This window comes from Cypionkella aquatica (assembly GCF_030161095.1).
Classification (GTDB): Bacteria; Pseudomonadota; Alphaproteobacteria; order Rhodobacterales; family Rhodobacteraceae; genus Cypionkella; species Cypionkella aquatica.
This window is the reverse complement of record NZ_BSPP01000013.1, coordinates 15,717-36,824: the sequence shown is the minus strand read 5'-3', so window position 1 is coordinate 36,824 and position 21,108 is coordinate 15,717. Positions and strand designations below refer to the sequence as shown.

Sequence of the window (21,108 nt, the reverse complement as noted above, 5' to 3'; positions counted from 1 at the left end):
CGGGACATATAACCTTCGCCCGAAAAACGGGCGGAAACAACAAGAGGTAAGAATGAAAAAATCCGTATTCTTCGGCGCACTCGCGGCCACCACCGTTCTGGCAGGGTCGGCTTTCGCTGGCACGCTGGATGATGTGAAAGCCCGCGGCGAGCTGATCTGCGGCGTGAACGTCGGTCTGACCGGCTTCGGCGCTCCGGATGCAACCGGCGCTTATGTCGGCTTCGACGTTGATCTGTGCAAAGCCGTAGCTGCTGCCGTTCTCGGCGATGCGGCCAAGGTCAAATACGTTCCCACCACTGGCGAGACCCGCTTCACCGCGCTGGCTTCCGGCGAAGTTGACGTGCTGATCCGTAACTCGACCTGGACCTTCTCGCGCGATACCGACCTCAAGTTCGATTTCGTCGCGGTGAACTACTATGATGGCCAAGGCTTCATGGTGAAGAAAGATCTCGGCGTGTCCTCGGCGAAAGAGCTTGATGGTGCGACCGTCTGTATCCAGACCGGCACCACGACCGAGCTGAACTTGGCCGACTTCTTCAAGTCGAACAACATCACCTACACCCCGGTCAACGTGGCAGACGATTCCGAAGCCCTGCGTCAGTATGATGCCGGCGCTTGTGACGCCTACACCACCGATGCTTCGGGTCTGGCTGCTTCGCGTGCCTCGCTGGCAAGCCCGGCTGATCACATCATCTTGCCGGAAATCATCTCGAAAGAGCCGCTCGGCCCGGTCGTGCGTCACGGCGACAACAACTGGGGCGATATCGTCCGTTGGACCTATTACGCGCTGCTGACCGCAGAAGAAAAAGGCGTGACCAAGGCCAACATCGACCAAGTCGCATCCTCGACCACCGACCCGGAAATCAAGCGTTTGCTTGGTCTTGAAGGCGACATGGGCGCGATGATGGGTCTCGACAAAGACTGGAGCCGTCGCGCAATCGCCGTTTCCGGCAACTATGGCGAAATCTTTGAAGCCCATATCGGCACCTCGACCCCGATCGGTCTGGCGCGCGGTCTGAACGCTTTGTGGACCCAAGGCGGCCTGCAATACGCACCGCCGATCCGCTGATCTAACCCACGGGCGCGGAGAAATCCGCGCCCGCTTCCAACTAAGATCATCGCTCACTTGATCCGGCACATCACCTGACCGCAGGGGGAACCGCCCCCAAACGACCGGCAAAAGTCCGGCAGCGGCAGGGCAGGGGGAATATATATGACGCTCGCCACAGAGCCGCCGAAAGCAAACTTTCGGCTGGGTATGTTGATTTACGACACCCGCTACCGTTCTTACACCATTCAGATCATCGTGTTGATCCTGTTCCTGCTGGGCGTCGCCTGGCTTGCCAACAACACCATCGAGAATCTGGCCGCCAAGGACAAAGACATCAACTTTGGCTTCCTTTGGAACCGCGCCGGTTACGATATCGATCAGCATTTGGTGCCTTACACCAATGATTCCACGCATTTTCAGGCCCTGCTGGTCGGTCTGTGCAACACGCTGCTGGTCGCGGTGATCGGCTGCTTTTTGTCCACCATTCTGGGCGTCACCATCGGTGTGCTGCGGCTGTCGAAAAACTGGCTGCTCTCGCGGATGATGACCGTCTATATCGAGCTGTTCCGCAACGTCCCCGTCGTGCTGTGGATCATCCTCGTCTACGCCGTTCTGTCCGAGACCCGGCCCGAACCCAAAGATTTCAAAATCGTCGATGGCACCTCAAAGGCCTCGATGATCCTGAACGATTCCTTCGCCATCACCAATCGCGGCACCAACGTGCCCTCGCCACTGCTGGAGCACCCGCTGCCCCGGATTGAACTCGGCGGCTACTCCCTGAATCTGTCGGTTCTGGCCTGCATTTTCGTGGTCGCAGCCTCGATCTGGATCAACCGCATCCTGCGTCGTCGCGCTGCCGCGACGCAGGAAGCCACCGGTATCCGCCCAACGACATGGTGGAAATCGCTGCTGATCCTGTTCGTGCCCATCATCGCCTTGCTGTTCGCGATGGGGCTGCATTGGGACTACCCGGCGTTCAAAGGCTTCAACTTCAAAGGCGGTCTGAATGTCGCCCATGCCTTCACCGCGCTGACCGTCGCCCTCACCCTCTATTACGCCTCGGTGATCGCAGAGACCGTGCGCGCGGGCATCCAGGCGATCTCGAAGGGCCAGTCAGAGGCCGCTGCCGCTTTGGGCCTCCGCCCCGGCCGCACGATGAATCTGGTGATCCTGCCGCAAGCTTTGCGCGTCATCATCCCGCCGCTGATCTCGCAATATCTGTCGCTGACCAAGGACACCTCGCTTGGCCTCGCCGTCAGCTACCTTGATCTGCGCGGCACCTTGGGTGGCATCACCCTGAACCAAACCGGGCGCGAGCTAGAGTGTATGACCCTGATGATGTTGATTTATCTGATCATCAGCCTGATCATCTCGTCGGTGATGAACGCCTATAACGCCTCTGTCAAATTGAAGGAGCGTTAAGATGTCACTGCTCTATATCCGCAAAGACATGCTCGGCCCATCCGCCCCCCCGGCCTCGCAAACCGGCGCGATCCGCTGGCTGCGTGAGAATTTGTTCTCTGGCCCGGTCAACTCGATCCTGACCTTGCTTGCGATCTATGTGCTGTACGCGCTGATTTCGCTGTCATGGCCGTGGCTTGCCAATGGCGTCTGGACTGCAAGTTCGCTGCAAGAATGTCGCAGCATCGTGGCTGCCAGCGCCGGTCCTGATGCGGGCGGTGCCTGCTGGGCGATGATCCACGAGCGTTGGCACCAGTTCATCTTTGGCTTCTACCCGCCAGATCTGTGGTGGCGCCCCATCTTGGCCTTTGGCCTGCTGTTCGTCGCCCTTGCGCCTGTGCTTTACGCCGACAATAAATCTGCAATGTCAAAGCTTTGCGGTCTGATCGGCGTGCTGGCGGTGCTTTGCCTGATCGGCGCGGATGGCTTCTCGTTCCACACCGTTCTGGCCATCGCTTTGTTTGCGGGCCTCACCGCCTTCGCCGCCACCAAACCGCGCGCACTGCTGACCGTCACAATCTTGTTCCCGTTCATCGCACTTTGGTTGCTCTGGGGTGGCTCGATCTGGGGGCCGATCACCGCCCTTCTCGGCTTCATGGTGATGGCGATGATCTACAGCCTGATCGCGCCAAAACTCGGCCCGGTGATGGGGGCAAGCCTTGGCTTTATCGCCGCCTGCTTGTGGTGGCTGTTCCTGCAATCCTATGTCTCCGAGGCGTGGCAAGCCCTGCTGCCGCTGGAGCTGACCTATGTGACCTCTGACAAATTCGGCGGCTTCCTGCTTGCTTTCGTGATTGGCGTCGCCTCCATTTCGATCTCGCTTCCCCTCGGCATCCTGCTCGCCTTGGGCCGTCGCTCGGATATGATGCTGATCAAAACGCTGTCGGTCGGCTTCATCGAATTTGTCCGCGGCGTGCCGCTGATCACCATGCTGTTCACCGCGTCTTTGCTGCTGCAATACTTCCTGCCGCCGCAAACAAAGTTCGACCTGATCCTGCGCGTGGTCATCCTCGTCACCATCTTCTCGGCCGCCTATAATGCCGAAGTGGTGCGCGGTGGCCTCGCCGCCTTGCCGCGCGGCCAGTACGAGGCCGCCGATGCCTTGGGTCTGGATTACTGGCAGGCGCAGCGGCTGATCATCATGCCGCAAGCGCTGAAAATCTCGATCCCCGGCATCGTGTCGACCTTCATCGGCCTGTTCAAAGACACCACGCTTGTGTCTTTCGTGGGCCTCGCCGACCCGTTGCGCGGCATCACCACCATCGTGCGCGCCGACATCAACTGGAAAGGCATCTACTGGGAGCCTTACATTTTCGTCGGCGGCATCTTCTTTATCGTCTGCTTCGGCATGTCCCGGTACTCGATGTATCTGGAGAACAAGCTGAAGACTGATCACCGCTAAATCAAGGACTTACATCATGGCAGAACCCGCAATCGACCGCAGCAAGATGCAAATCTCTGATGAGGTGGCAATCCAAATCACCGGCATGAACAAGTGGTACGGCACCTTCCATGTGCTGCGCGACATCAACATGACCGTCAACAAAGGCGAACGTATCGTCATCTGCGGCCCTTCAGGCTCCGGTAAATCCACCCTGATCCGCTGCATCAACCGGCTGGAAGAACACCAGCAGGGCCAGATCATCGTTGATGGCACCGAGCTGACATCCGACCTGAAGAACATCGACAAGGTGCGCTCCGAGGTTGGCATGGTGTTCCAGCACTTCAACCTGTTCCCGCATCTGACCATCCTCGAAAACCTGACCTTGGCCCCTATCTGGGTCCGCAAGGTTCCGAAGAAAGAGGCGGAAGAGGTGGCAATGCACTATCTCGGCAAGGTGAAAATCCCCGAGCAGGCGCATAAATACCCAGGCCAGTTGTCGGGCGGCCAACAGCAGCGCGTCGCCATCGCGCGCTCGCTCTGCATGAAGCCCCGCATCATGCTGTTCGACGAGCCAACCTCGGCCCTCGACCCCGAGATGATCAAAGAGGTGCTCGACACCATGATCTCCCTCGCTGAAGAAGGCATGACCATGCTTTGCGTCACCCACGAAATGGGTTTCGCGCAGGCTGTGGCGAACCGGGTGATCTTCATGGACCAAGGCCAGATCGTCGAGCAAAACGAGCCGCGCGAGTTCTTCAACAACCCGCAATCCGAGCGTACCAAGCTGTTCCTGTCGCAGATTCTGGGGCATTGAAAACAGTGCGTACAAGCACAAACCCTACCCACCCGTAGGGTGCGTGATTTCACGCACCGTGCTTCTGGCACAAACAAACAAACAAAAAAGGCGCCCCTCCCTGGGCGCCTTTTTAGTTAAGAAAGCATGAACAAGGGGGTTATAACCTCTTGAAATCATTCAAACGGCACGCTTGTCCACGCGCGGACAGATCAAACCACCATCTCGCGCGGGATAACAAAATCCACCGTCACACCCTGACCAAACGCGATCTCATCCCAAGATTCCACCGCGAAATCCACCACCAAAGTCGCCCCGGTCGGATAGCGTCCAAACTCCGCATTGAACGGCGCTTTGGCCACCAATTTCTCGGCAAACTCGGCGATCCCCGGATTGTGTCCGATCATCATCACCACATCCGCCTGCGCGTGCTTTAACACCGCCAGCATCACATCCACCCCGGCGTGATAAAGTGCGGGCTTCAACTCCATCAACGGCGTCGCAGGCAGCGCCGGCGCAATCCCCGACCAAGTCTGCCGCGTCCGCACCGCATCCGAGCACAGAACCTTCGCGGGCACATACCCGCGCGAGGCCAGCCACTGCCCCAGATCCGCCGCAGCCGCCTTGCCGCGTTCATTCAAGGGCCGGTCATGGTCCGGCGTCAACGGGTCGTCCCAAGCAGATTTCGCATGGCGTGTCAGGATCAGTCGCTTCATTTGTGGAACGTCCCCATATGATAGGCAGAATGTTCAGCCAGTCTTGCATAGCCAACCGACACCGGGCAAGCCCGACGCACGGCACAGCCCAAATTCATGCAATCCGCGCCGACAGGCTGGTTCAGAAACGCGTGGCAGGCAGGCACATCATAGCCCGCCGCATCCAACGCCCCCGCCGGGCAAGCCGACACACAGGGCCGCGCGCAGGCCTCACAAGGCGAGATCGCCACCGGAACCTCGACCCGCTGTTTCAACGCCAAAGCGCCGCGAAAGCTGACCATCAACCCCTGTTCGGCCTGCACCAACAGCTTCACCGGGCTGTCCCACACACGCCCAGTCCGCAAAGCCCAGCGATAAAACGGATGATACGGCGCGCCACCAAACGGAAACAGCGCCTTCGCGCCCAGATCGCACGCCATCCGCCCAATCACCCGCCGCGACCAGCGATCAACCGGATCGACCCCGCCCCATTCCGGCTGCGCCCGCAGATGAGCCCAATATCCCGGCTCTGCAGGGCCCAGCAACAGTACCGAGCGTGTCCCCGCAGGCAGTTCCGCCTCATCTTCACAGGTAAACCCGCCCAGCACGGTCAGAAAATGCCGCGCCGCCATTGCCTCGATCTCAGCCAGCATGCGCAGCCCCCGCATTTGATCTTTGGCAAATACTCACGCCGGACTCAGCTGCGGCAAGCCGAAAAGAGCCTCCGGCGGGAATATTTAGGCCAGTATGAACGCCCCTAGCGCTTCACCCGAGGCGTCACGCGCGGCACCGTTGATCGGATCTGGCTGCCAGCGCCATGGTCAGTGAACAACTCCAGCAGGCAGGCATTGGGAATCCGGCCATCCAGAATCGTCACCGCCCGGGTGCCCGCCTCAATCGCCATCAGCGCGGTTTCGGTTTTCGGGATCATCCCGCCCGAAATCACGCCCGAGGCGGTCATCGCCCGGATTTCATCCGGCGTGATCTGCGTCATCACCTGCCCAGACGCATCCTTCACGCCCGGCACATCGGTTAACAGCAGCAAACGATCTGCCTGCAACGCACCCGCAATCGCGCCCGCTGCCGTGTCGCCGTTGACGTTGAACGTCTCGTTATCAGCCATCCCGGTTGCGACCGGGGCCACCACCGGAATGATCCCGGCCTTATACAAATCGCGCAAAACCTGCACATTCATCTCAACCGGGCGGCCAACAAAGCCCAGTTCCGGGTCATCGGCGACGCAAACCATCAGGTCGTCGTCCTTGCCGGAAATCCCCACCGCGCGCCCGCCCGCATCCATGATCGCCTGGACGATGCGCTTGTTGACCAGCCCCGACAGCACCATCTCGACCACCTGCACCGTCGCCTTATCGGTCACCCTCTTGCCGCGCACGAATTCGGATTTGATGCCCAGCTTGGTCAGCATGTCGTTGATCATCGGCCCGCCGCCATGCACCACAACCGGGTTCACGCCCACCTGCCGCATCAGCACCACGTCGCGGGCAAATTCCGCCATCGCGGCATCGTCGCCCATCGCATTGCCGCCAAATTTCACCACCACAACCGCATCTTCAAAGCGTTGCAGATAGGGCAGGGCCTCGGAAAGCATCTTCGCTGTCGAGATTGCGTCACTCATCGTCAATGTCTGCTTTTGCATGGGGGAGCCTTTGGTTTTTTGCCTGATACCGCCTTTACGCCCCCCTGCCAAGCAAAGCTTTTGTGTCTGCCTATCGGTTAAAAAGCTGGTTGCAGCAGCGCGCTAAGTCTTTGAAATGACTAAGGCGCAGCAGGTCGCCTCAGCGTGATCCTCTTGCAATTGCCACCCAATGCCCTAGCTTGACCCCAAGCCAAGGAGTGCATGATGTCCGAGCAGAAAACCCTCGTCCTGACCGGAGCAAGCCGGGGAATCGGCCATGCCACCGTAAAGCGCTTTGGCGGTGAAGGTTGGCGGGTCCTGACCTGCTCGCGCCATCCCTTTGATCCGCGCTGTCCGTGGCCGGGGGGCGAGGATAACCATATTCAGATCGACCTTGCAGATCCCAACAAAACCATCGCCGCGATGGAAATGATCAAGGCCAAGTTGAACGGCAAGCTGCACGCTTTGGTGAATAATGCCGGGATTTCGCCGAAGGGCGAGGGCGGTAAGCGCCTGAATACATTGGAAACTGATCTGCGGACATGGGGGCAAGTCTTTCACGTCAACTTTTTTGCCTCGGTGATCCTTGCGCGTGGCTTGCAAGCTGAACTCGCTGCGGCGAAAGGCTCGGTTGTCAACGTGACCTCAATTGCCGGCAGCCGGGTGCATCCTTTTGCGGGTGCAGCCTATTCGACCTCAAAGGCCGCTCTGGCTGCGCTGACCCGCGAAATGGCGCATGATTTCGGGCCCTTGGGCGTGCGGGTGAATGCGATTGCACCCGGAGAGGTTGAGACAGCGATCCTCTCGCCCGGCACCGACAAGATTGTCGAGCAGTTGCCGATGCGTCGTTTGGGTCAAACGAAAGAGGTCGCGGATGCGATCTGGTTTTTGTGCTCGGAGCAATCGAGCTACATTTCCGGCACCGAGATTCAGATCAACGGCGGCCAGCACGTCTAAGCCGATTCGCATGGTTTGGTTAATGCGGCGCGCTGGTGCCAGTGACGGACAAAGCTATGGCCGCTATCTGGCCCATTCCTGTATCATTTCTGGGTCTTTAACTTTTCGTTAAACCCCAGAATTAACACAGCGATCTCAGCCCCTTAGCGCTGCTTAAACCAGCGTCGCGATGATGGTGCGCAAAGTCTCAATCCCGTCGCCCTTTTCCGAACTCGTGACCACCAATTCCGGGTAAGCCGCCGGATGTTTCGCCAGCGCAGCTTTGACCTGCTCGATATTGGCATCGCGCTCGGCGGTCGAAACCTTGTCCATCTTGGTCATTACCACCTGAAACGTCACAGCAGAGCGGTCGAGAAGGTCCATGATCTCTTCATCCACCGCTTTCACGCCGTGCCGGGTGTCGATCAAAACAAACGCCCGCCGCAGGGTTTGTCGCCCCGCAAGGTAGCTTTTCAGCAGCGCCTGCCATTTGGCCACGATCGGCTTTGGCGCTTCAGCATAGCCATAGCCGGGCAAATCGACCAAAAAGCGGTTCATCTCACCCAAGGCGAAATAGTTGATTTCCTGGGTCCGCCCCGGCGTGTTCGATGCGCGTGCAAGGTTTTTGCGCCCCGTTAAGGCATTGATCAAGCTGGATTTTCCAACGTTGGACCGACCGGCAAAGCAAACCTCAAGCCGATCCGGTTCCGGCAAGCCAGACATCGCCACCACGCCTTTTACGAAATCAACCGGGCCTGCGAACAGCAAGCGGCCTGCTTCGCGCGATGCGAAATCCGGTTCGGGCGTCAAGGTAAACTGCAGGCTCGTCATGCCAATCTCCATTCATCACCGACCGCAATCGGCCCGCTTTCTACAACCACGCCGTATAGGCCAAAATCCTGATGGCCAAAATGCGTGTTCAACGCGTTCAGGGTTGGTGCATTGACCTTGCCGGTCTCTGGATCAACCGTGGTGGCACTGCACCGCTCAATGCGTTCTTCAATCTTAAGCACCGCACCACCAATGGCTAAGTGCTTGCCAATCCAATCTAATTCCGCCCAAGGCTCGGCGCCGTCCAGCCAAAGATTGCCGCGCCAACGGTCCCTTGACAACGGCTGTCCCATTTTGGACGAAAGGTCTGCCAAAGAGGCTGTCGACAAAATCGAAAGCGCGGGCAGGGGCGTATCAGTCATTCCGCGCCCAGCCTTTACAATTGCGACCGGTTGGGCGCGATCTGGTGGATTCAGCGGGGTCACCCACTCCAAAAAACGGGGCAAATCGGCGGGATCATCGGGGCGAAACGTCATCTCGCCGCGATCTGGATGGTGCAAAGTGACGGTTGCCGTCGCTTCATCCAAGCTTGAAGTGATCGCCATCAGTGCCGGAGCCTTGGCGCCGCGTGCAAAATTTACGCAGCGATTCCAACCCTCTACCAGCTTGGCTGCGTCATGCGCCACCGCCCAATGACGATCCCATGCCAGACACTCCCCCGCCAAAAGACGAACGGACGCGAGTGTTTCGCGTCCGTGTCCCTTGATCGGGTGCCGGCAGATTTGTGCCAGCAGAGCGGTCATTTTTTGGCGACCTCAACCGGCTTTTTCTTGGAGAAACCCGATTTGATATTGCCGAAAAGGTCCGGTTTGTGGCCGTGGCTGCGCATAATCAGATACTGTTGCGCGAAGGTGATGGTGTTGTTGGTGATCCAGTACACCACCAAACCGCTGGCAAAACCGCCCAACATGAACATGAACACGAAGGGCATCCAAGCGAACAATTGCTGCTGCACCGGGTCGGCGGGTGCCGGGTTCAGTTTCTGTTGCAGCCACATCGTGATCCCCAGCAAGATCGGCAAGACCCCGATAAAGATGGTCGCAAGCAGGGTGTGCGGCGCTGGGGCATCCCAAGGCAAAGCCCCGAACAGGTTGAAAATAGACGACGAATCCGGCGCAGACAGGTCTTTGATCCAGCCAAAGAAAGGCGCTTGCCGCAGTTCGATGGTGACGAAAATCACCTTATACAGCGAGAAGAAAATCGGGATCTGAATGAAGATCGGCAAACAGCCCGCCGCCGGATTGACCTTACGCTCTTTGTAAAGCGCCATCATATCCTTTTGCAGCTTTTGCTTATCGTCGCCTGCACGCTCTTTCAGGACTTCCATCTCGGGCTGCAGCTCTTTCATCCGCGCCATAGAGACATAGGACTTGTAGGCCAGGGGCAGCACCAACAGCTTGAGAATAAAAGTCAATCCGATGATTGCCAGACCCATGTTTCCGATCAGGCCGTGCAGCCAGTGCAGCACCGAGAAGATCGGTTTGGTCAGGAAGTAGAACCAGCCCCAATCGATGGAGTCGATGAATCCGGGGATGCCAGCCTTGTCCTGATAGTCGCGAATGGCCTCCCATTCTTTGGCGCCAGCGAACATCCGGGTCGAGGTCTCGATCTTTGCCCCCGGCCCGACGGTCATCAGCGGCTGGCGCACTTCGGCTTGGTAAATGTCCGAACCGGGGACGTATTTTGCTACGGCTGTGTAGGGCTTGCCCTGTTCCGGGATCAGCGTCGTCATCCAATAGTGGTCGGTAAAGCCAATCCAGCCATCGGTTGCGGCTTCGCTAACTTCGGCCGGATAGCCTTCTTTTTCATTCGGGGTCAGCGAGGCGAATTTGCTGTAGTTCAACTCTTCAAGGCTGCCATCTGTCCGGCGCACCAGACCTTCATGCACCACATAGATGTTCTGCAATTTTGGCAGACCATGACGCGCAACGATGCCGTAGGAATACAAGCTGGCCGCAGTGGCCCCGGTGTTTTCGACCGAATCCGTCACGGTGAACATATAGTCGTCATCGACAGCGATGGTGCGCAGGAATTTCAGACCTTTGGCATTTTCCCAACGCAGGGTCACCGGTTTACCAGGGACCAAGGTGCCGCCCGAGGCGATTTGCCATGCGGTTTTTGCGCCCGGAACGTCATCCGCGGTCAAACCCGCACCCGGGGCCCAGCCAAACACCGCATAATAGGGCGTGCCTTCGCCCACAGGGCTCAGCAGCTTGACCGTGGGAGAGCCGGGCTCGATGGTTTCGTGGTAGGTTTTCAGCGACAGATCGTCAAACCGCCCACCAAGCATCGAGATCGCGCCGGATAGCTTCGGCGTATCAATCGTCAGGCGCGGAGACTCGGGCAAAGGTTCGGTCGAAGCGACAGCTCCTGCGGGCGCGGTTGTTCCCGGATCGGGGGTCGCTGCGGCGTCATCTGACACTGCCGTCAGCGGCGCTTGGGTTTCGGCGGGAAACCATTGCGGAAAAAGCATCGGGCCTGCGACGAACCAGCCAAGGATCACCAGAAAGCTAAGCACGGTTGCGAGGATGAGATTCTTGTTTTGATCGTCCATCGGGACAAGCACCATTCCTGTTCAGGGTCAGGCGTGGTTCAACGATAGGGTGCGGCAAAGGTCAAGCGGTTTTCCCTTTTTACCGGCCTTGCCAGCCGGATTGCAGCGCAATTCCGACTGCGCGCGGCGATTTGGCCCTAGCGTGCGCGCGAGCCGATACGGGGGATCGTCTTTAGCTTGGCTTGATGCCGGTCGATCCATGCCATGGTTTCATCCACCGGCATCGGGCGAGCGATGCCGAAGCCTTGCACATCTGCACAACCCAGTTGCGCCAGCATCGCATGTTCGCCGGGGGTTTCGACGCCTTCGGCCAAGGTTTCCAGCCCAAGCCGCTCGGCCATCGACAGGATAGCCGCGACCATTTTTTGCTGCTCACGGTCCTCGTCAAGCTTGGTCACAAAGCTGCGGTCAATCTTGATCCTGCGCACGGCGAAGCGGCGGATCGAAGTGATCGAAGCATTTCCGGTGCCGAAATCATCCAGATCAATGCCGCAACCCAAGGCAGCCAGTGCGGCGATGTTGGCCACGATGATGTCATTGTCGGTTTGGGCCACAACATTTTCAAGCACTTCAATTGACAGGCGTTTGGGGGCTAGATTGAAGCGATCAAGTTCCCATTTCAGCTTTTCGGCGAGGCGCGGGTTGCGCAATTCTGCCGATGAGAAGTTCACGGCCACTGTGGGGACGTTCAGACCAGCCCGGTCCCAGCGCACAAGTGCGGTCAGGGCATGGTACAATATCACCTCGCCCAAACGTTCGCTCAAGCCGGCGTCTTCGATCATGGGTAGAAATTCTGCGGGGGGAATCAAGCCCTTGTCAGGATGATACCAACGGGCAAGGGCTTCAAATCCGCTGATAGCACCAGTGTGCGTCGAGATTTGCGGTTGAAAGTGCGGCTTAATCTGACCCTCATCCAATGCTTCTTCCAGCTCTTCGCGCAAAGCGTCGCGGTCGGCGCGGGTTGCTGCCATGTCGATCGAATAACTGCGAATAGCATTGGGGCCATGGCGAAGGGCATCGTCTGCAGCGATCTGGGCTGCGTTCAACAGGCTTGCACCAGTTGCTTCGGGCGCGCGCTGGCCAAGGCAAAATCCAATCGAACAAGTCGCGTAAATCCGCGTTGCGTTCAGGCTGATTGGGGCGGACAAAGCCGATTGCAGCCTTGCTGCGACTTGCACCACGGTTTCTATGTCCAAGCGACGTACTGCCGCCAAAGCGACGGCAAATCCGCCACCTTCCAGTCGCGCGACCACATCACCCGAGCGCAGTACCGAGCAGATCCGCTCTGCCGCGCGGCCCAGAACCTCTGTCTGTGCTGCGCGGCCGTGTTGGTCGATCCATCGTTTGGAATCGTCAAATTGCAGAACCAAACAGGCGGTGGTGCGGTCACTGACATGTGATTCGCGCAGAATACTGTCGACGCTGGCCAGAATATCCGCGCGCAGTGACAAGCCATCCAGAACTTGGGGCAGCGGCGATGGCCGATCAACCCGTCGTACCGCCCCAGAAATTGCAAATAACAGCGGTGCGCCAAGCGCCATCAGGATCAGTTCACGTTCTCCTCCCAGCCAAAAGGCTGCGAGGGTCAGCGCGGGCAGGAACACAAATATCTCTGACCTGTGCATCGCATCGCCGATGCGACGAAGCCCTTGCAAGAGCGCGGTTAACACATGTGAACCCATTGGCCTGGCCCTGTTCCTGATCCGGAGCAGAGACACCCCGACCAGCCAAAGCTAAAGCGAATTGCGTATGCGGAAGGTTAATCTTCGCGGGGAAGTTGCAAAGCATTTTCACTAAATGCTCCACGATCTTTTAACGCTGTGGCGTGCTGAAGCAGCGATCAATCGTGGCGGCGTTGGGCGTCAAACTCGGGGTCGGAACCGGGCACGGGATCGTAGCCGTGGCCGCCCCAAGGATGGCAGCGGCAGATGCGATGCACCATAAGGTAGCCGCCTTTTACGCCGCCATGCCGTTCAAGGGCCGCCATCGCATAGGCCGAACAGGTTGGTTGGAAGCGGCAGCCGTGACCGACCCAAGGCGATAGAACCAATCGATATGCGCGCACAGGCAGCGCCAGTATGCGCGCCAGCGGCGTCACGACCTGACTCGGTGAACCGAGGCTAGCGCATTGGCCAGATCAACCAGCATGTCTTTGTAATCACGCGAAACTGTGGCTTCGGGCTTGGCGACCAAAACATAATCCCAGCCGGGCTGCGCCTGCGTTGGCAGCAGCGCACGCGCAAGTGCTCGCATCCGCCGCTTGGCTCGATTGCGCGCCACGGCATTGCCGATTTTCTTCGAGGCGGTAAAGCCGATCCGCACGGTTTGGCTTGCATCACCCCGCGCACGACCCTGCAGCAGAAAACTGCCAGTGCCCTGCCTGCGCCCCTGTGCGGTGCGCAAATAATCAGGGCGGTTTTTCATGGTTTCGACGCAAACAGAAACCGCCGGAGGAGCTTCGGAGGCTTCGGCTGTTACGCCAATATCCGATACCTTCGGCGGTGTCATGGTTACTCCTGTATCTGACCCGATAAGGTCAGTCAGAAATCCAACTGCAGTCAGCTCTTAAGCCGACAGCTTCTTGCGGCCCTTGGCGCGGCGGGCTGCCAGCACAAGGCGGCCACCTTTGGTTGCCATACGGGCGCGGAAGCCGTGACGGCGGGCGCGAACCAGGTTCGACGGTTGAAAAGTGCGCTTCATCGCGGTCTCCATCAGACAGGCACGGCGAACCCGAAGATTCGACGGCGTAAACTTGAAGCCCGGTCTTTAGGGGGGACGCGGCATTAAGTCAACGCAAGCTGTGCGAGATTTCTGCAACATTTGCTGATCTTGCCGCAACCGTCGCCGCAAACTGTTACAAACCGTCAAACTGTTACAAAACAGATGCCATAGATCGCCGATTTACCCGTGGCGTTCAAGCTGGCGTGAGATCGCTGGCATGGGCGGGGCAATCTGCGCATCTTGGCGTAAAGGAAGAGCATGACCCGAACCGCCCGACTGATCCCGATTCTGCTGATTCTCTGCGCCGCAGTCGCGGGGGCAGTTTTTCTGCGTGATTGGCTGTCGTTTGAGGCATTGGCGCAAAACCGGGCGCGTCTGCTCGCCTATCGTGACGGCCATTTTCTGCTGGCAAGCCTTGGTTTCATTGCGGTCTATATCCTGATCGTTGGCCTAAGCCTGCCGGGCGCGACCATTGCGACATTGACCGGTGGCTTTCTGTTTGGGCTGTTTCCGGGTACGCTATATAGTGTCTTTGCGGCGGGTACGGGCGCCGTCGGCATTTTTCTGGCCGCCCGCGCTGGGTTCGGCGCGACTTTGGCGGGGCGGTTGCAGGGCGGTTCAGGCTCGCGGTTGCAGACGGCGCTACGCGAGAATCAATGGTCGGCGTTGTTTATCATGCGCTTGGTGCCGGCATTGCCGTTTGTGCTGGCCAATTTGTTGCCGGCGATGGTGGGCGTGCGTCTGCTGCCGTTTGTGGTAACGACATTTCTGGGCATTATTCCGGGAACCTTGGTGTTCACCTCGGTCGGAGCAGGGCTGGCTAAAGTGTTCGCCCGTGGCGAGCGCCCTGATCTGAGCGTGATCTTCAGTGCGCCGGTTTTGTTGCCCCTGCTGAGTCTTGCGGCTTTGGCGGCTTTGCCTATCATTTTGAAAAAGCGTAAGAAAGACCACTGTGTGCAGACAGAACCCAGCATCAAGAAGGGCCAGTGATATGGAGCGGATTTCGACGGATCTCTGCATCATCGGCGCGGGCTCGGGTGGTTTGTCGGTTGCGGCGGGGGCGGCGCAGATGGGGGCAAAGGTCGTGCTGATCGAAGGCGGCACGATGGGCGGCGATTGCCTGAACTATGGTTGCGTGCCGTCAAAGGCGCTGCTTGCGGCTGGGCGGGCGGCACACAGCATCCGCCACGGTGCGCCGGGGATAGCCGGGGGCGAGCCGATTGTTGATTTTGCCGCCGTGAAAGCTCAGATATCCACCGTGATCGCGCAGATCGCGCCGATGGACAGTCAAGCCCGGTTTGAGGCCTTTGGCGTGCAGGTGATCCGCGCCTATGCCCGCTTCATCAACCCGCGCGAGGTAGAAGCCGCGGGCAAAATCATCCGCGCGAGGCGTTTTGTGATCGCCACTGGCTCGCATCCAACGATCCCGCAACTGCCGGGGCTAGAGGCGATCCCCTATCTGACCAATGAGACGATTTTTGCGCAGACAGAGCGGCCCGAGCATCTGCTGATCTTGGGCGGCGGCCCGGTTGCGGTCGAAATGGCGCAGGCGCATCGCAGGCTTGGCTGTGCCGTGACGGTGATCGCACGCAGCCGGGTGTTGGGGCGTGACGACGCTGATGCTGTGGCGGTTGTGTTGGCCCAACTGCGGGCCGAAGGCGTCACCCTTCTGGAGCAGCGAGACATTGCCCGGCTGCGGCCTACGCCGACAGGTGTCGAAGCCGTGCTCAGCGATGGCACCACGCTGAACGGCTCGCATCTTTTGGTCGCAACCGGGCGCGCACCTGCGATCTCCCGACTGGATTTACCAGCGGCTAAAGTAGCTTATACCGAAAAAGGCGTGACGGTTGGTGCCAATTTGCGCAGCAGCAATCGGCGGATCTATGCGGTGGGCGATGTGGCAGGTGGTCTGCAGTTTACGCATGTTGCCGGCGCGCATGCCGGTGTGGTGATCCGGCAAGTGTTGTTTGGCCTGCCTGCCAAACAAGCGCGCGTGGTGCCGATGGTGACCTATAGCGACCCTGAACTTGCGCAGATTGGCCTGACCGAAGCGCAAGCGCGCGCCTTATATCCCGGTGTGCAGGTGCTGCGGCAAGAGTTCTTGCACAATGACCGCGCCGTAACCGACGGCAAAACCGACGGCTTTCTTAAACTGATGCTGCTGAAAGGGCGGCCGGTCGGTGTCACTATTGTTGGTGCAGGCGCCGGAGAATTGATCGGGCTTTGGGCCTTGGCAGTATCGGCCGGGCTGAAGGTCGGGGCCATTGCCGGAATGATCGCGCCTTATCCGACACGAGGCGAGATTTCCAAGCGCGCAGCGGGGGCCTATTTCTCTCCGAAACTCTTTGATAACATGGCCGTGAAGCGGGTGGTGCGGCTGGTGCAGCGCTTTCTGCCGTAAGCTTGGGTTTGTTGCCGGGCAGGGGGCGTCTGCCAACAGACCTGCGAGGATATTTGTGCAAAGAGGATGATCAAAGGCGTGTCAGTGAGGCGGGGCGGATTTGTAAACACCCTGTCGGGGCGGTTTCTGGCCTTGACCGTGGCCTTTGTCATGCTTGCCGAAGTGCTGATCTTTGTGCCCTCGATCGCGCGGTTTCGGGCCGATTTCCTGACGCTGCGGCTGGAGAAAGCTCAGATCGCCTCGTTGGCCCAGCTGGCCGCCGAAGATATGGTGACGCCCGCGCTTGAGAAAGAACTGCTGGCCAATGCCGAGGTCTATAACGTCGTTCTGCGCCGTGATGAGGTGCGCCAGCTGGTGCTGTCCTCGCCGCTTCCCAAGCCGATCTCGAACACGTTTGATCTGCGCGAGGCAGGCCCGTGGGAGCTGATCCGCGACGCATTCAGCTGTCTGCTGGAACCGGATGACCAGATCATCCGTGTGATCGGCTATCCGGTGCAATCGGCCGGGCTTCTGATTGAAATCACAATGGACTCCAAGCCCTTGCGCAGCGCGATGCTAGATTATGGCGGGCGTATTCTGCTGCTGTCGGCGCTGATCTCGGGGGTGACGGCATTCTTTCTGTTTCTGGCCGTGCAGCGCTTGATCGTGGCCCCGATCCGCCGCGTGGTGAACCACATGACCGCCTATGCCGAAGCGCCGGAAGACGGTCGCCGGGTGATCGAGCCGACAGCATCCGTGGTTGAGTTGCGCGATGCCGAAGAGGCGATGCATGCGATGCAGACGCAGTTGACTGGCTCGCTGCGGCAGAAAGAGCGGCTGGCGCAGTTAGGCGGGGCTGTTGCCAAGATCAGCCACGATCTGCGCAATATCCTGACCACGGCGCAGTTGTTCGCGGATCGGATCGAAGGCAGCGCTGATCCGATGGTGGCGCGTGCTGCGCCCAAATTGGTCGGCTCGATTGCGCGCGCGGTGGCATTGTGCGAATCGACCTTGGCTTTTGGCAAGGCAGAAGAAGCCGCCCCGCAGCTGCGTGAAGTGGCTTTGGCGGCCTTGGCGGAAGATGTCGCCGAGGGTGAAGGTTTGGCTGGGGAAGGCACCGTAACCTGTCTGATCGAGGTGCCAGAGGCGCTGCGGATCTATGCTGATTATGACCAGTTGTTCCGCGTGCTGTCCAACTTGGTGCGCAATGCGCGCCAAGCGATTGACGCTACGGGCACCGAAGGCAGTATCGAGATTTCGGCGGGGGAAACCGGTGCCGAATGGTGGATCAGGGTCGGCGATACCGGCCCGGGTCTGCCGGAAAAGGCGCGCGAGCATTTGTTCGAGGCGTTTCAGGGCGGCGCACGCAAAGGTGGCATCGGCCTGGGTCTGGCGATCGCCGCCGAGTTGATCCGCGGCCACGGCGGGCGGCTGGAGCTGGCCCGCAGCGACGCGGACGGCACCGAATTTGTCATTCACCTGCCGAAGTCCATTGAAGCCAACACCTGATCGGTGCTTGCCGCAAGTTTCTGCGAAAGATTGCGCATCAAGTTGCAAACAGTTGCGAATTCGCCCTTGCAATGCCCGGCAGGGGGGGCTAAACGCAGCCGCAAGAGTGGATCCATAGCTCAGCTGGATAGAGCATCAGACTACGAATCTGAGGGTCGGGCGTTCGAATCGCTCTGGGTCCACCAAAGATTTCAAGGGGTTAGCTGAAACGCTAGCCCCTTATTCTTTTGGCCAATAGGCGTATTGTAGGCAAACTAGGTGCATCCGGGCGAATTTCCTTGTCCACGAAGTATGCCTCAATCCTCAGTAGATTGGCTTCATGCCTTCCTTTAGTGGCGGGGTGGTGTCGTCAAAGAAGGATTCGATAGACCGCGAAAGACCGTTGTAACTCTTTACCGCTTCAGCCTTGGTAAACTAGCTTTGAACGTGCTTACCGTCGCAAGTTGACTTCGAAACCAGACAGCAGAAACTGAGCCAAGCAGGTGTCTAGGAAATCAGGGGCACTTCATTCCCTAGACATGCTGTCCCTTGAGTCACGTTAGGCGGTGAGAAGGTGTTTGAGCGCCAGCAGTTCGGGCTGGCGCAGATCGTGGCCACCGTCGTGGATATCCGTGCTGACCGAGGCGCCCTGCGCGCTGAACCAGTCAATCAGCGCGGCACTCAGCGGCCACGGGCAAATCGGGTCGCGCCGTCCTGCGGTAATGAGGACGCGGCGGCCCGACAGGCCGTCAACCGGGCTGGGCTGCCAAGGGATCAACGGATGCAGCAACCCGATGCGATCAAACAAATCTGGCCGCGTCATCGCAACCGAGGCAAGGATATTCGCCCCGTTGGAATAGCCAAAGCCGTAGATTGGCGTGTCCGGGTGCTGTGCTTTATGGGCTGCGACGAACCCCGCCATCGCTTTGGTGCGCAGCGCAAGATCATCCATGTCATAGACGCCTTCCCCCGTGCGGCGGAAAAAACGGGTGGCCCCATGCTCGGACACATCCCCCCGGGGCGAGACGATGCCCGCCTCGGGATGGATTTGCTGTGCCAATCCAAAGAATTGGTTCTCATCGCCGCCAGTGCCATGAAAGGCGAAGATCAACGGCGCTCCAGGGGCGGGCGATTTGGTCAAAGCGTGATAGGTCTGGTCGCGCATAGCAGTCTCCATCCTTCAAAATCGTGCGTTAAGATGCGAGCGTCGGCAGCAGTTTTTCGATCTGCGCCCGATGCGGCTCATAGCGGCCCGGTAATTTCAGCGCCTGCCCAAGGTGGGCGGTATCTTCGTCTCGATCAAAGCCGGGCTCGTTGGTGGCGATCTCAAACAGCACACCGCCGGGGGTACGAAAGTAGATCGCCCAGAAGTAATCCCTGTCGATCACCGGGGTGACTTGATAGCCGGTGTCCAGCAAAGCGCGACGCACTTCTAGTTGGGCGGCACGATCTTCGACTGCAAAGGCGATATGGTGGACCGAGCCCGCGCCTTGTCCTGCCGTGTGTGATTGCGGCAATTCTTCAAGGTCGATTGTATCGGCAGCATTGCCCCCCTCAATTTTGTAGCGGGTGACATTGCCTGCGGTTTCGTCCTTTTGATACCCCATGAAGGTCAGAAGTTCGCCCGTTGCTGCTGCATCCCGCAGCAGCATCCGCGCACCATGAAAGCCGAGAATTCCTGCGTCTTGCGGCACATCTGCCCTGGTCCAAGGCGTACGGCCCTTCAAATCGCTTTCCACCAGCGCAAAGCCATCCCCGTCAGGACCGTTGAACCCCAGACGTTGCTCACCCAGAAAGCCGCCATCGGCCAGCCCGGTCACGCCCTGCGCTGCGAGGCGATCTTTCCAATAGCCGAGTGTGCCCGTCGGCACGGCGAACTCGGTCACACCAACTTCGCCAGTTCCGCGGCGACCCTTTGGCATCTGACCAAAGGGGAAATATGTCATCACCGAACCCGGAGTGCCAACTTCATCGCCATAATACAGATGATAGACCTCTGGCGCGTCAAAGTTCACGGTCTTTTTGACCCGACGCAACCCCAAAGTGCTGGTGAAGAACGTATTGTTCTCATTGGCATCTGCGGCCATCGACGTCACATGGTGAAGGCCCTTGATTTGTTTGATCATCTGAACACCCTTGGGTTATCGTTGCTTGTTAACGCCAAGATAGGGCGCATGATCGTTATCAAGAATAGAAAGCTTGTTGCATTTACTATTGTCGATAATGCAATAATGACAGATGCAAGATATCAAGCCGATCCGCGTGTTCCTGAAGGTTGCCGAATTGCGCAGCTTTGCCGCGGCTGCACGCAGCCTGATGATGACGCCCGCGTCAGTCACCCGCGTCGTCGCCAGACTTGAGGAAGATTTGCGCCAACAACTGTTTGTGCGCACGACGCGGCAAGTTGCTTTGACCAACGCCGGCGCACTTGTAGCCGCGCGTTATGGCTCGGTTGTCGATGATTTTGATCGCGTGACGCAAGAGATTACCCAAGCTGTGCTGCCAGATCGCGGGCGATTGGCCATCAACGCTCCGATGTCGCTGGGCCTGCAACTGCTGCCAGCGCTGATCAGTAACTTCCGACTGGCCTATCCGAACATTTCTGTTGAGGTGAAGTTAACCGATACGCTGATTGATATCGTTGAGGAAAACTGTGATCTGGCCATTCGGATCTCTGGCCCACCCAGCGACAAATCGACGATCTGGCGCAAAATCTGTGAGGTGCCTAGATTTGCCGTTGCAGCGCCAAGCCTTTGGAACCGCATATCGCGCCCCGAAACGCCCGACGACCTGCCTAAGGGCTATTGCATGTCTTACGCGTCAGACGGCAGAGCAGAGACTTGGATTTTCCGCAAAGACGGGGCAAAGCGCAGCATCTCTGCGGGAACCGCCATCGTATCAAACAATGGGGACTTTCTGTACTCACTGGCAAAATTTTCCAATGGAATAGCAGTCTTACCGGGTTTCATCGTGCATGATGGCATTGCCAGCGGCGCGGTCGAAAATATTCTTCCAGACTGGCAAGTGCCGCCTTTATGGCTGACACTTTTCTATCCGCCCTATGCGGTTCTTCCGCCGTTGGTTGCGACATTCACCGATTTCTTCGAGGCACACATGCGTGAAGTGTCAGCACTTAGATTTCCTGTGAAAGACTGACACGCGCCAAAAGCAATTCGCC

The 21,108-nt window shown here is 58.7% G+C and carries 21 protein-coding genes and 1 tRNA gene; 10 read left to right on the top strand and 12 right to left on the bottom strand.

What is annotated here, in order from left to right:
* Positions 1-52 precede the first annotated feature (52 nt).
* The 4 genes from QQJ98_RS17495 to QQJ98_RS17480 all read left to right on the top strand — a co-directional run bounded on the left by QQJ98_RS17495 (position 53) and on the right by QQJ98_RS17480 (position 4,710).
* Positions 53-1,069: an amino acid ABC transporter substrate-binding protein gene (locus QQJ98_RS17495; RefSeq protein ID WP_284326633.1), complete on the top strand. Its 1,017-nt coding sequence runs from the start codon at positions 53-55 to the stop codon at positions 1,067-1,069.
* 144 nt (positions 1,070-1,213) lie between these two features.
* Positions 1,214-2,473, top strand: coding sequence for an amino acid ABC transporter permease (locus QQJ98_RS17490; RefSeq protein WP_284326632.1), 1,260 nt, complete (start codon positions 1,214-1,216; stop codon positions 2,471-2,473).
* A gap of 1 nt (position 2,474) precedes the next feature.
* Positions 2,475-3,914 carry an amino acid ABC transporter permease gene (locus QQJ98_RS17485; protein ID WP_284326631.1) on the top strand — a complete coding sequence of 480 codons (1,440 nt, stop codon included), beginning with the start codon at positions 2,475-2,477 and terminating at the stop codon, positions 3,912-3,914.
* A 16-nt stretch (positions 3,915-3,930) separates the two neighbouring features.
* Positions 3,931-4,710 (top strand): amino acid ABC transporter ATP-binding protein, encoded by a 780-nt coding sequence (locus QQJ98_RS17480; protein ID WP_284326630.1) that lies wholly within the window; start codon positions 3,931-3,933, stop codon positions 4,708-4,710.
* 191 nt (positions 4,711-4,901) lie between these two features.
* Here the strand turns inward: QQJ98_RS17480 and QQJ98_RS17475 are convergent, their stop codons facing one another.
* The 3 genes from QQJ98_RS17475 to argB form a co-directional block, all read right to left on the bottom strand.
* Entirely contained in the window at positions 4,902-5,405 is a 504-nt protein-coding gene (locus tag QQJ98_RS17475) for a SixA phosphatase family protein (protein ID WP_284326629.1), read from the bottom strand.
* On the bottom strand, positions 5,402-6,037 hold the full coding sequence (locus QQJ98_RS17470) for a ferredoxin (protein WP_284326628.1): 636 nt from the start codon (positions 6,035-6,037) through the stop codon (positions 5,402-5,404). The genes QQJ98_RS17475 and QQJ98_RS17470 overlap by 4 nt, the downstream gene beginning before the upstream one ends.
* Before the next feature lie 104 nt (positions 6,038-6,141).
* Positions 6,142-7,020, bottom strand: coding sequence for an acetylglutamate kinase (argB, locus tag QQJ98_RS17465; protein ID WP_284326627.1), 879 nt, complete (start codon positions 7,018-7,020; stop codon positions 6,142-6,144).
* Between the two features lie 225 nt (positions 7,021-7,245).
* On the opposite strand from argB, the gene QQJ98_RS17460 reads away from it, so the two are divergent.
* Complete coding sequence (locus QQJ98_RS17460; protein WP_284326626.1) at positions 7,246-7,977, top strand: SDR family NAD(P)-dependent oxidoreductase; 732 nt, start codon at positions 7,246-7,248, stop codon at positions 7,975-7,977.
* Between the two features lie 153 nt (positions 7,978-8,130).
* On the opposite strand, the gene yihA is transcribed toward QQJ98_RS17460, so the two are convergent.
* The 7 genes from yihA to rpmH form a co-directional block, all read right to left on the bottom strand.
* A complete protein-coding gene (yihA, locus tag QQJ98_RS17455) occupies positions 8,131-8,787 on the bottom strand; it encodes a ribosome biogenesis GTP-binding protein YihA/YsxC (protein WP_284326625.1) in 657 nt (218 codons plus the stop codon).
* A complete protein-coding gene (locus tag QQJ98_RS17450) occupies positions 8,784-9,530 on the bottom strand; it encodes an MOSC domain-containing protein (protein WP_284326624.1) in 747 nt (248 codons plus the stop codon). Before QQJ98_RS17450 ends, yihA begins: the two co-directional genes overlap by 4 nt.
* Positions 9,527-11,341 carry a membrane protein insertase YidC gene (yidC, locus tag QQJ98_RS17445; protein ID WP_284326623.1) on the bottom strand — a complete coding sequence of 605 codons (1,815 nt, stop codon included), beginning with the start codon at positions 11,339-11,341 and terminating at the stop codon, positions 9,527-9,529. Before yidC ends, QQJ98_RS17450 begins: the two co-directional genes overlap by 4 nt.
* A 137-nt stretch (positions 11,342-11,478) precedes the next feature.
* Positions 11,479-12,966 carry a putative bifunctional diguanylate cyclase/phosphodiesterase gene (locus tag QQJ98_RS17440; RefSeq protein WP_431307835.1) on the bottom strand — a complete coding sequence of 496 codons (1,488 nt, stop codon included), beginning with the start codon at positions 12,964-12,966 and terminating at the stop codon, positions 11,479-11,481.
* 215 nt (positions 12,967-13,181) lie between these two features.
* A complete protein-coding gene (gene yidD / locus QQJ98_RS17435) occupies positions 13,182-13,439 on the bottom strand; it encodes a membrane protein insertion efficiency factor YidD (RefSeq protein WP_284326621.1) in 258 nt (85 codons plus the stop codon).
* Positions 13,436-13,849 (bottom strand): ribonuclease P protein component, encoded by a 414-nt coding sequence (rnpA, locus tag QQJ98_RS17430; RefSeq protein WP_284326620.1) that lies wholly within the window; start codon positions 13,847-13,849, stop codon positions 13,436-13,438. The genes yidD and rnpA overlap by 4 nt, the downstream gene beginning before the upstream one ends.
* 57 nt (positions 13,850-13,906) lie before the next feature.
* Entirely contained in the window at positions 13,907-14,041 is a 135-nt protein-coding gene (gene rpmH, locus QQJ98_RS17425; protein WP_008032609.1) for a 50S ribosomal protein L34, read from the bottom strand.
* A gap of 279 nt (positions 14,042-14,320) precedes the next feature.
* On the opposite strand from rpmH, the gene QQJ98_RS17420 reads away from it, so the two are divergent.
* From QQJ98_RS17420 to QQJ98_RS17405, 4 genes are all read left to right on the top strand, one after another.
* Positions 14,321-15,052 (top strand): TVP38/TMEM64 family protein, encoded by a 732-nt coding sequence (locus tag QQJ98_RS17420; RefSeq protein ID WP_284326619.1) that lies wholly within the window; start codon positions 14,321-14,323, stop codon positions 15,050-15,052.
* Position 15,053: 1 nt separating this feature from the next.
* Positions 15,054-16,463, top strand: coding sequence for a dihydrolipoyl dehydrogenase family protein (locus QQJ98_RS17415; RefSeq protein ID WP_284326618.1), 1,410 nt, complete (start codon positions 15,054-15,056; stop codon positions 16,461-16,463).
* Positions 16,464-16,547: 84 nt separating this feature from the next.
* On the top strand, positions 16,548-17,951 hold the full coding sequence (locus QQJ98_RS17410; RefSeq protein ID WP_284326617.1) for a sensor histidine kinase: 1,404 nt from the start codon (positions 16,548-16,550) through the stop codon (positions 17,949-17,951).
* Between the two features lie 108 nt (positions 17,952-18,059).
* Positions 18,060-18,136: transfer RNA gene (locus QQJ98_RS17405), tRNA-Arg, on the top strand.
* 353 nt (positions 18,137-18,489) lie between these two features.
* Here QQJ98_RS17405 and QQJ98_RS17400 read toward each other — a convergent pair.
* A complete protein-coding gene (locus QQJ98_RS17400; protein ID WP_284326616.1) occupies positions 18,490-19,095 on the bottom strand; it encodes an alpha/beta hydrolase in 606 nt (201 codons plus the stop codon).
* A gap of 28 nt (positions 19,096-19,123) precedes the next feature.
* Entirely contained in the window at positions 19,124-20,056 is a 933-nt protein-coding gene (locus tag QQJ98_RS17395; protein ID WP_284326615.1) for a ring-cleaving dioxygenase, read from the bottom strand.
* Between the two features lie 112 nt (positions 20,057-20,168).
* Between QQJ98_RS17395 and QQJ98_RS17390 the strand changes: the two genes are divergently transcribed.
* Positions 20,169-21,086, top strand: coding sequence for a LysR family transcriptional regulator (locus QQJ98_RS17390; RefSeq protein ID WP_284326614.1), 918 nt, complete (start codon positions 20,169-20,171; stop codon positions 21,084-21,086).
* Positions 21,087-21,108 lie beyond the last annotated feature (22 nt).